At 38.3% G+C, this 11471-nt stretch carries 9 protein-coding genes; all 9 read right to left on the bottom strand.

The annotated features are described in order from the left end of the window. Positions 1-13 precede the first annotated feature (13 nt). The 9 genes from KGI01_RS09045 to cobI all read right to left on the bottom strand — a co-directional run bounded on the left by KGI01_RS09045 (position 14) and on the right by cobI (position 11470). Positions 14-3277, bottom strand: a complete 3264-nt coding sequence (locus KGI01_RS09045; protein ID WP_141274418.1) for a CDP-glycerol glycerophosphotransferase family protein — start codon at positions 3275-3277, stop codon at positions 14-16. Positions 3278-4147: 870 nt separating this feature from the next. After that, complete coding sequence (locus tag KGI01_RS09040; protein WP_141274417.1) at positions 4148-5647, bottom strand: cobyric acid synthase; 1500 nt, start codon at positions 5645-5647, stop codon at positions 4148-4150. A gap of 13 nt (positions 5648-5660) precedes the next feature. Beyond that, positions 5661-6197 carry a cob(I)yrinic acid a,c-diamide adenosyltransferase gene (locus KGI01_RS09035; protein ID WP_141274416.1) on the bottom strand — a complete coding sequence of 179 codons (537 nt, stop codon included), beginning with the start codon at positions 6195-6197 and terminating at the stop codon, positions 5661-5663. Beyond that, on the bottom strand, positions 6197-6757 hold the full coding sequence (locus KGI01_RS09030) for a nitroreductase family protein (RefSeq protein ID WP_141274415.1): 561 nt from the start codon (positions 6755-6757) through the stop codon (positions 6197-6199). Before KGI01_RS09030 ends, KGI01_RS09035 begins: the two co-directional genes overlap by 1 nt. Then, a complete protein-coding gene (gene cobA / locus KGI01_RS09025; RefSeq protein WP_087682528.1) occupies positions 6735-7511 on the bottom strand; it encodes a uroporphyrinogen-III C-methyltransferase in 777 nt (258 codons plus the stop codon). Before cobA ends, KGI01_RS09030 begins: the two co-directional genes overlap by 23 nt. Next, positions 7490-8866: a cobyrinic acid a,c-diamide synthase CobB gene (locus KGI01_RS09020; protein WP_141274414.1), complete on the bottom strand. Its 1377-nt coding sequence runs from the start codon at positions 8864-8866 to the stop codon at positions 7490-7492. The genes cobA and KGI01_RS09020 overlap by 22 nt, the downstream gene beginning before the upstream one ends. After that, positions 8863-9996, bottom strand: coding sequence for a cobalt-precorrin 5A hydrolase (locus KGI01_RS09015; RefSeq protein WP_141274413.1), 1134 nt, complete (start codon positions 9994-9996; stop codon positions 8863-8865). The genes KGI01_RS09020 and KGI01_RS09015 overlap by 4 nt, the downstream gene beginning before the upstream one ends. Continuing rightward, a complete protein-coding gene (gene cobM, locus KGI01_RS09010; protein WP_068453932.1) occupies positions 9996-10772 on the bottom strand; it encodes a precorrin-4 C(11)-methyltransferase in 777 nt (258 codons plus the stop codon). Before cobM ends, KGI01_RS09015 begins: the two co-directional genes overlap by 1 nt. Continuing rightward, a complete protein-coding gene (cobI, locus tag KGI01_RS09005; RefSeq protein ID WP_082701434.1) occupies positions 10772-11470 on the bottom strand; it encodes a precorrin-2 C(20)-methyltransferase in 699 nt (232 codons plus the stop codon). Before cobI ends, cobM begins: the two co-directional genes overlap by 1 nt. Position 11471: the final 1 nt, after the last annotated feature.

The raw sequence follows: 11471 nt of genomic DNA, 5'->3' as shown, positions 1-11471 counted from the left end.
GTCCCAAGCTCTTTTATTGTTTACGTGCATCTGGGAAAAAACGATCTACGATTTTCTCTGCTGCATGTCCATCTTCTAGACCACAATATTTTTCATGGAAAGCTGCATATTTTTCTGCATAAGTTTTCGTCATTTCTTCTATATTCGATAGTGCATCTACTAAATCATCTGTATTACGTAGTAAAGGACCCGGTGCTTCTTTTTCAAAGTCCATATAGAAACCACGTAAATTCTCTTTATAATGATCAAAGTCATACGTAAAGAATAGCAGTGGACGGCGTGTATGAGCAAAATCAAACATAACAGAAGAATAATCTGTCATACATACATCTGCAATTAAATACAAATGCTGAATGTCATGATAACGTGATACATTTATAACAAAATGACGATATTCCAGTGGGATTGGTAAACGATTCCCTACAACAACATGTGTACGCATTAAAATAACATACTCATCGCCAAACTGTTCGTATAGTTTTTGCAAATCTAGCTGCATATTAAATATATGTTTACCATTCTCATCTAAATCATCATCTCTAAATGTCGGTGCATATAATAATACTTTTTTATCTTTTGGAATGTTGTATTTCAAACGTACTTTTTCAATATACTGTTTCTGCTCCTCTGGATGATAAAAAATATCATTACGCGGATAACCTACCTCTAAAACTTCTTTTTTAAATTGGAAAGCACTGCGAAAAGCTTTTGTCGCATATGGACTTGGCGAAATTAAATAGTCCCACTGCTTCACCGCTTGGTTTACACGCGCTAAGTAACCAGGGTCTTTTCCTTTGAAATCCTCTACATCGTTTTGCATTTTTTTCAGTGGTGTACCATGCCATGTCTGAATATAGATCTGTTTTGAGCTTTTCTTTAAATAGCTCGGGAAGTTTTGATTATTAATCCAAAACTTCGCTTTCGCTAAGTAATAAAAATACTCAGGACTTAGACGTTTAATCACTTTCGTATGTGATGTTTTAAATTCATCTTTGCCATTATATACCCAAATATAACGATAATCTGAGTTTCGTTTTACTAGCTCGTCATAAATATTTTTAGGGCTATCTGAAATTTGTTTTCCTACGCCACTTTCAAATAAAATAAGTTTCGGATCTTTTTTCAGTGTTTTCGACATCACTTTATACATTTTACGCATTGCTGAAAAATACTTCTTACTTTTTCTAAATTTCCTCATACTCGCATCATATACTTGATGGTGCTTAAACGTGTCATAGATTGGTTTTTTCTTTGGCATTTTTTGAATCGCTTCAAAAATTCGATCATTCGAGTAAACATCACGATTCGTAATAAACTGATTTGCCAATTCTTTATAATGATCTGACATTTGGAAATTAGCTTCATATGAACGCAATGTTTCATTTACCACTTCTTCCCCATCATCTGTAATAAACCCTGGTAATGTCGCATCAATATCTAGGTGCGATGGATACTTCCCGAGGAAATGATCGCGGTCAAATTGATAATAAATAACTGGTTTATGAAGGAAACTAAAGTCGAATGCTACACTCGAATAGTCGGTAATTAGTAGCGCACTCTCTTTTAATAAATCTTGTACTAATCGGTCTCCTTGACGAATAACTGTAATTTCTTCTGGTATATCAAAGTAATCAACGAATTGTTGCATATTTGGATGTAAACAGAATAGTAATTCTACTCCCTGATTTTTTAGTGCAAGTAGTCGATCATTATGAAGTAATTCTGTATAGCGCTCTAAATACTCAGATTTTAAAAATTTATCATTCGTCGTCAGCCAATCACGCCAAGTTGGAATGATTAGTACTTGTTTTTTCACTTCAATATCATCTGTAAAAAGACGTGAAAAGCGCGGTAAGCCTGTTACAGCTACTTCGTACTCTTCATAGTTCAAATCGCGTACTACAATATCTTTTTCACGTTCAGATGATGTAATAAATAAATCGGTTTGGAAATCTTTCATCTTTTTACTATAAAATCCTGAAATATTTTTTACACCTAATACACCATGTTGTAAAAAGATTTGTTTTGCACGAATACACTTCATAAACTCTTTTGAACGATTTGGATACAAGAAATCTGGATGATGTGTTCCACAAATATAATCTGCTTTTACAAGTAAATCAAAATGTTCTTTTGAACGATAGTCAAGTAAATTACCATATGGTTCTACATTCACGCGTTCTGGCGAATCTTCTCGAATGATATAATACGCATCAATCTCTGGATGCTGTGTTCGCAAATACTCGAAGAAGCGTAAACCATTATCCTGCGCTTTGTACGGACGCTCCCCAACAATCCAAATTGGACGCTCATTCGCTTTTTTTACGCGACCTTTTTTCAATACTTTCTGATACATATCGAATTCTTCTTTTGTATATTGATTATAAAAGAACGATAGATTGCGTCCCTTTACTGTCAGATATGGGACGAAATTATGTACATATTGATTATCTGCAATATTGATTTGCCCTTTCATCAACTGTTCCACAATAATTCGTGGCATACCACAACGTACGCGTGCTACATCTTGAACATCTTTTTGGCGTAACACCCACCATAAATCCCATACATCTTCATCAAACTGCGCATTAACTATTTTCAAAAGAGTTCGAATACTTTCTTGTGCCTTCACATTTAATTCATAGTGATAGACATAACCACTTTTTTTCTTTTGCATTTTTACAAGCTTTGCTTCCACACCTACAAAACTACTCTCACTTGTATTACGCGACTGTAATTCTAATTCAATCGAAGTAAGCGGTAAGTTACGAACAGACAGCTGCCCTTGTAGATGTAGATAGTCTTTTGTTGGGTGAATTTTTGTTAGTTTACGCGCTGCATAATAATCTGTTGCACGCTTATTTGCATCAAAAGAAAAGACCAAGTAACCTTCTTTTGTAAAGTGCGGATCGATTGTATGTCCATTCAACTGAAATGTATGTAAGTCTTTTAACTCCAATTGCATGCGATGAGGTTTAAATAAACGATAGCGTTGTTCAAATAACTCGCCATCTACTTCAACCACACGATCTTTACGTAAAGCCTGTTCCTCGTCTTCTAAAGGGTATAAATATGCAATTGTTAAAACAGCATCTGTTGTGCCATATTGTTCAAACCATTGTTCAAAATATCTTTCTTCAATCGTCACTTGTAAAGAAGTGATTGGAATCGTGATGACACACTCACGATTTTTTAAAAGTATATATTGATAAGCACCCTGTGATAATTCTTCTAATGTAATATGAAAGGTGTTTTTATTTTGCTCTAATATAAACATCTAATCTCTCCTAGTTTTCAAACAAAACGTCATTTTTCCATACATATAAAATTAATAATTAGATAAGATTATAATTAATCCATCATATTATATCATTATTGATTTGATTTTTTGTAGCGCAATTTTACATTTCGATTACATTCACTTTACAACTATGTATTGAAAAAACGACTTTTTGTGATACTTATATAGTTAACGTTTTTACTATTTTGTTTTTCATACCTGTTATATAACGTTTTTAAACCTGTATTTGTTTCATTTTTAGCAAATTTTTCTTTTTTAGTCATTTTCAACTTACACCTATTTTTATATAGTATTTTTATGATTTTTGAAGACTTTAACATTATATTTGTATATATAAAAAACTGTATAATGATTAGATTTATACGAGTCTCTATGATAATTTTTTAATACTTATACTTGACTCCACGTACTCACATATTGTCAATCTTTATAATATTTGATAGCTTGAACACGTACATCATACGTTTTTTTATTATTTGGATCACTTACATACACAAGTGGTTTATTTGAATTTAACGTTCTTTTATATTTCTTACTAAAGGTTTTCTTTGTACTGCACTGTATTTTATATAATGAAACATTTGCTTTACGGGGTATTCGATAATCATTTTTTAACTTCTTCCATAATGTATGTATAGTCTACTTCATTAGCAAATATTTTTGGTGTGAAAATAAGTGTAGCCATGATGAATAAAACCATCGATAAACCCATTTTTTGACCATTTATTTCTTCCTCCTTTGTACAAGTTTTTTTATCATACCATTTTTCATTTAAATACACGTAAATAAATCAAAATAATAACAAAAATAAACCAGAACATATTAAACTTTGTTCTGGTTACATCTTTATTCACTTATTGTAGCAACACGCTCTAATCCCATTATTTCATACAGCTTTTCTAAATCGACTGCTTGTTCAAATTGTTTGGCTGCTACGTTATAGGCGTATTCACGCAATTCTTTTTCTGATTTTACAGCTGCATCGAGTGGCGCAAGTCCTTTATAAATTCGCCATTCATTGACCATTTGGCGTGTAAATGTGCGATTGTGGAAGATTCCATGGAAATATGTGCCGAGAATACGTCCAACAACTGCTCCATCTGTTCGTCCATCATCTAATAGAAGAAATGGCTCACAGAGATGTGTATGTTTTGTACGTCCGAGGTGAATTTCATAGCCTGTTAGACGTTCATTCGTTCCAAAACGAACCCCACTATTTTGAACAGTCTTTTTCTCACCGACAAAAGTCGTCTCAATCGGTAATAAACGAAGACCTTCTGTATAGTCTACATTCCCCTCCACAAAATCAGGGTCATATAAAGACTGCCCTAACATTTGATAACCACCACAAATCCCGACAATGGCGACATCACGTATAGTCAGTTCTTCTTCAAAACCTTGCGCACGCAGCCATGCGAGGTCGTCAATCGTATTTTTTGTTCCCGGTATAATAATGACATCGGGATTTTTCAATTCTGCGACTGTTTTCACAAAACGTACGCCAACACCTGGTTCGTCCATGAGCGGGTCGATGTCTGTGAAATTCGAAATGCGTGGTAATTGAATGACTGCAACATCTAAGTCGAACTCATTGTCTTTCGGGCGTTTCAAACGTAGCGCCGACAGTGCAAGAGAGTCTTCTGCTTCAATCTGTACATCCATATATGGAACGACACCGAGGACAGGAATACCTGTATACTGCTCTAGCCATTCTAAACCATCATCTAGTAATTCTTTCATGCCACGAAACTTATTAATGATGATGCCTTTTACACGTGCACGTTCGTCTTCATCAAGTAACGCGAGTGTTCCGACGATTGAAGCGAATACACCACCGCGGTCGATATCAGCCACTAAGATGACAGCTGCATCTGCCGCATGTGCCATTTTCATGTTGGCAATGTCACGTGCTTTTAAATTAATTTCGGCTGGACTTCCAGCACCCTCTAAAACGATGACGTCATAGGATTCTTTTAGACGTTGCACTGCTTCTACTGCAATGGGTAGTGCCTCATCAACAAAGTCATTGCGGTACGACTTAGCTGTCATATTGAGATGATGTTTTCCATGTACGATAATTTCAGACATCATATCTTGCTTTGGCTTTAACAGAATCGGGTTCATATCCGTTGTCGCTTCGACGCGCGCTGCTTCTGCTTGTACCCCTTGCGCACGACCAATCTCGCCGCCACTCACAGTTACATAAGAATTCAATGCCATGTTTTGTGATTTGAATGGTGCGACGCGATAACCTGCATTTGAAAAATGACGACAGAGAGCTGTCGCCAACATACTTTTTCCCACATCCGATGACGTTCCTTGAATCATGACTGCTTTTGCTGGCATCGTCATACCCCCTTTAAAATTCAAGTCCTTTCACTGCTGGGATACCTTCATCATAATAATGTTTTGTTGGTTCAATTGTGGATACAAGATCCGCTAAATCCATTAATGGTTGCTTTGCACTGCGCCCTGTTACGACAAGATGCATCGTTTTCGGACGATTTCGAATCGCTTCGACGACTTCTTCAAGTGGTAGTACATCATCAATCGGAAAACGGTCAATTGCGAGTGCATTATTTAATTCATCTAATACGAGTACATCAATTGTATCATCTTGTAGCTTCTCTTTTGTCAAAGCCCATGCTTTTTTTAGTGCGTCGCGATGTTCTTCTGGTGTTTTCGTCCATGTAAAACCAATGCCCATCTGCTTCATCTCAACACCCAGCTTTGCTAAAGCGAGCTTTTCGCCATATGTACGGTCTGGATTTTTAATGAATTGTAAATACGTAACGCTTAATCCACGACCAATCGCACGTAATGTCACACCTAAAGAGGCAGTTGTCTTCCCTTTGCCATCACCTGTATAGAGTAAAAACAATCCCGGTCTTGCCATTATAACCACGTCGTCTTTTCTACGGCTGGTGTGCGTTTTGTCGGTTCTAATGTATCGCCTTCTGGATAACCAATAAAAATCGTCCCGATGATTCGTTCATCAGACGAAGCTTCAATAAATGTATGTAAACGTTCATCATGTACAAGACCGACACCACGTGTACGCCATACAAACCCAAGACCAAGCTCAGATGCCGCTAACCACATATTTTGGATGGCACAGCTTGTTGCACAAAGGTCGTCCGTTGTCGCATCTGCATCGCCTTTAACAGCCTTCGATGTCACAACGATGACAACCGGTGTTGTACGCACGACTTTTAGTGAGCTTTCAACTAAATGTGGCTTTGTTGGAAAACGTTCTTCTAAGTATGTTGTTGCTAGTTGTTCATATGCTTGTTTCTTTTCTTCACCAAAAACATAAAAATGCCATGGTTCACGCAAACGATCCGTTGGTGCATATGTTCCTACTTCAATTAATTGTTCGATTTTTTCACGTTCTACAGGTTGTGTTGTATAATTTCGAATCGCACGTCTTTCTTTAATAGACTGAATGACTGACATATTGTTGTTCCTCCTCTACCCATGCGAGTGTTTCATGTAAGCTTGCTACTTCACCAATGAGCACCATCGCTGGATTTTTAATATTTTGTTCGACTGCTTCATCTGCAATACATTCCAATGTGGATACAATCGTACGCTGTTCAGCTGTTGTACCTTTTTCGATAATGGCAACCGGTGTTGTAGCAGGTCGACCATGCTTTATTAGCTGTTCGGAAATATAACGTAAATTCCCAACACCCATATAAAAAGCAAGTGTATCAATACCTGTTGCGATATGTTCCCACTGAATCGTATCTTGTCCTTTTGAATCACGCCCATGTCCTGTTATAATCGCAAAACTTGATGCCATTTCACGATGTGTCACTGAGATTCCTGCATAAGCTGGCGCTGCAATTCCCGCTGTAATACCTGGAACGACTTCATATGGAATTTGTTCTTGTCTTAGTACAAGCGCTTCCTCTGCTCCTCGTCCGAATACGAATGGATCGCCACCTTTTAAACGTGTTACTACTTTTCCCTCTTTCGCCTTTTCAACGAGTAATGCATGAATTTCTTCTTGAATAAAATGATGACGACCAGGTTCTTTACCACAATAAATCAATTCAGCACCTGGTTTAGCATATTTCAATAACTCTTTATTTACTAATCGGTCATATGCAATGACATCTGCTTCCTGTACACATTCCAGCCCTTTTACGGTAATTAACTTTAAATCGCCAGGCCCCGCACCTACTAAATAGACTTTTCCGTACATAAGACCTTCCTTTCCGAGCATGCACTAACAAAGCGTGCTGCTACTGCTGGATTTGACGCGAAGTGAAAATGTGTATAGCCCGCAACAATCTTGTCACGTAAATAACCTTCGCCTTTTGCTTTGAATTTTCCCTTCGTATCATATGCATGGTTTTCACTTTCCCCTTCATATGTTGAATAGTGGAATTCATGTCCTTTTGCAACCATACCTTCTTTAATTAAAAAGTTATCTTTTTTACCATAGATTTCTCGGTAACCGAGCGCCACACGTTTTCCTTGCATCTTCGTACATCCTGGAATAGCACCGACCATGTCAAAACGTTCTCCGTCCAATGTTTCAATTGCTTCTGTTAAATACATAAAGCCTCCACATTCTGCAAAAGTTGGGCGTTTTGAAGCAATGAAAGATTGAATGGATTGCTTAGCACGTTCATTCTTTGAAAGTTTCTCCGCAAATTCTTCTGGGAAGCCCCCGCCGATATACAAACCATCTGCTTCTACTGGCACTTCCTCATCTGCTAAAGGTGAAAAATAAACGAGCTTGGCCCCATTTGCCTGTAAAAGCTCTAAATTTTCTTCATAATAAAAGTTAAATGCTGCATCTTTTGCGACTGCGATTGTACATGTTTGTTCTGTTTGCTTTGTAAAAACAGAAGATGTTACAGCTAATGGCGCGGCCTTCGTTACATCTAATAATTGATCGAGATCAATCGTTTCTTCTACGAGCGTAGCTAATTGATCAAAATAATCTTGCATCTCACCGCGTTCTAAAGCCGGAATTAGCCCTAGATGGCGACTTGGCATATGTAAATCAGGCTGTTTCTTCATATAGCCAATGACCGGAATACGACACTCTGCTTCGATTGCTGTTTTCACAATTTGAAAATGACTTGCACTTCCCACTTGATTCGCAATGACCGCAACAATCTTCGGTCGGTTCGATAGAAGTTGGAACCCTTTCACAATAGCAGCTGCACTTCTTGCCATCGCAGCGCAGTTCACAACGAGTATAACAGGCGATTCTGTAATCGCTGCAATGTCCGCTGTCGAACCCACGTCTGACAATGGATTTTTCCCATCGTAAAATCCCATAACACCTTCAATAATCGCGACATCACTTGATGCAGTTGCACGCATGACGATGTCTTTTACAACGTCTTCTTCAAACATGAAACTATCAATATTACGCGATGTTCTACCTGTTACAGCTTGGTGGAATGATGGGTCAATATAGTCGGGGCCACATTTAAATCCTTGTACCGTTAAACCTCTTTTTTGTAATGCTGCCATTAAACCAATCGTAAGTGTTGTTTTTCCTACACCACTATTCGTCCCTGCGATGACAAAACGATTCATTCTCTCACATCCTCATAAACAATTTCCGCAACCGAAATGGTTGTATTTCCTGATTTTTTCTTCACTAATAATAGTTCACTGTTCCCACTATAACGACGTACAGCTGGTTCACTTACTCCGTAAACACCTGTATATTTAAAGACCGTATCCGAAGGTACTGTCACTTGTTCTGCATTCAACTCGCCTTTTGAATACCACTTAAATTCCCAATCATATTTTGACGTAACCTCATGGAAACAAAGCTCATCTTTTTTCAATTCAAATGTCACAAGTGCCTTCACGCTTTTGATGGATAAACCGAGTTCTTGTAATGTTTCTTGAATGACTTGCTCTACTTCTTCTGTTGATGTACCACGATTGCAACCCATACCAATAACTAATGATTTCGGACGATAGACGACCGCATTTTCAATCAGTTCATCTGGTTGTAAGAGGCGATGTGTGATTACGAGTGCTGCTTGTGGTTTTGCATCCATCGCTTCTGCAATCGTGTTATATTGTTTTAGATTACTTGGCATCGGTGTATCATGCATCCACCAATCTTTTTCACCTGTCTCTTGTACAATTGCCACATGTTCCTCATTGACAACTGAAGCCGATACAGGTGTCAAATGTGTATCAGAATCCCACTGCCAGCCAAATTTTGCACCGAATAAATCAACTGGAATGGTCTTTTGAACATCGGATGCTGTTGTAATAATCGCATTCGCTTGTAGAGCTTCTGCTACCGTATGCGTCAGAGCATTTGCACCGCCAAGATGCCCTGATAACATGCTGATGACATTCTCACCGCGGTCATCAATCACAACGACAGCTGGATCGACTTTTTTGTCGACTAACACAGGTGCAATCATTCTTACGACTGCACCGAGTGAGATAATGGTGATAATACCTTGATAATGCTTAAATAATGCTGGGAATAACATACGCACGCTACCACTAAATAATTGAACATTATGCGCGCGCTCATCACCACGTTCAAACTTACTCATATAATAGACATCTGTGTTTGGCAATGCCGCGTGTAGTTTACGACTAATCTCCACACCATGCTTAGTAATTGCGACAATCGCATACGGATGCTTCACTTCAATTGGCGCTAATACATCGTCACGTAACTCGATCACCATTACTCTGTCACCGCTTTACGGAAACCATGTGTAAATGTTTTATCATATAATTTCGAACGATAATCTTTTTCATGAATATGTGGATCTAATGCCCAACCCGCTAAAATCATTGCTTGTTTACGAATTCCGTTCGTACGCATTGCTTCATCTAAATTCACTAATGTTGTACGTACAATCTTTTGGTCTGGCCATGTCGCACGTTGCACTACTGCGATTGGCGTATCATCCGACCAACCTGCATCTTGTAATTCACGCACGATTTTTTTCGTTAATGTCGCACTTAAAAATAGTGCAATCGTACAATGGTGACTTGCTAAATCACGTAATTTTTCAAATTCAGGTACAGGAGTACGACCTTCTGCACGCGTTAAAATCAGTGTCTGTGTTAAATCTGGAATTGTTAACTCGGCTCCTACTGCAGCAGCAGATGCAAATACAGAACTCACACCCGGAATAATTTCGCATGTAATATCATGTTGTTGTAAAATCGCCATCTGTTCCATGGTTGCACCGTACATCGCTGGATCGCCTGTATGAACACGCGCTACTACTTTTCCTTCATTTACACGGTCAACAATCGCTTGCACCATCTCATCTAAATGCATACCTGCTGTTTTCACAACTTCCGCTTCTGGCTTAGCCTTCGCAATTAACTCTTGATTCACTAAAGAATCTGTATACATCACAACATCGGCTGTTTGAATAATATGTAATCCTTTTACTGTTACTAAATCAGGATCTCCTGGACCTGCGCCCACAATATAAATTTTTTTCATTATTTACGCACCACCATTAATGTAAGATATTCAAGCTCGACACCATCAAGTTCAGATGTCTTCCAAATGATTTCTTCATCGGACGTTACTTTTGTAACCACATGTGCGCGGTCTAATAAGTCTAAATCACGTAACACTTGAAGCATTAAATCTATCACTTTTGCCACTTTAATAAAGACGATGGCATCATGATTTTCAATCGCGCGACGCATCGCATCGTAATCGTCGACTGCTGGAATCATCGCGATATGGTCGTCTCCTTCACCAAGTGGAATACCTAATCTTGAAGCAGAGGCATTAAATGATGAAATCCCTGGAACCATTTGAATGTCGACATCTGGATGACGTTCTTGCATCAATGTCATCAAGTGAATGAACGTACTAAAGAGCATTGGGTCGCCCTCTGTTACGAATGCTACGTCTTTTCCTTCCGCAATACGCGCATATACTTCATCAACTGCTTTATTCCATTCGCGGTCTAGTGTTTCCTGATGTTTTGTCATAGGGAACACAAGCCCAAGCATCTCCTTATCCATGCCATTCACATAGACATCAACAATGCGCTGTGCGTAACTTTTTTTACCCTTCATCTTCTTTGGATAGGCAATGACAGGTGACTCTTTCATCACACGAAAAGCTTTCACTGTAATTAATTCGGGATCTCCTGGACCTACCCCTAAGCCGAACAATGTTGCCATC

The organism is Kurthia gibsonii, assembly GCF_006539985.1.
Taxonomy (GTDB): domain Bacteria; phylum Bacillota; class Bacilli; order Bacillales_A; family Planococcaceae; genus Kurthia; species Kurthia gibsonii.
Note: the sequence above shows the minus strand (reverse complement) of the source record. Positions and strands in the feature narration are given on the sequence as shown.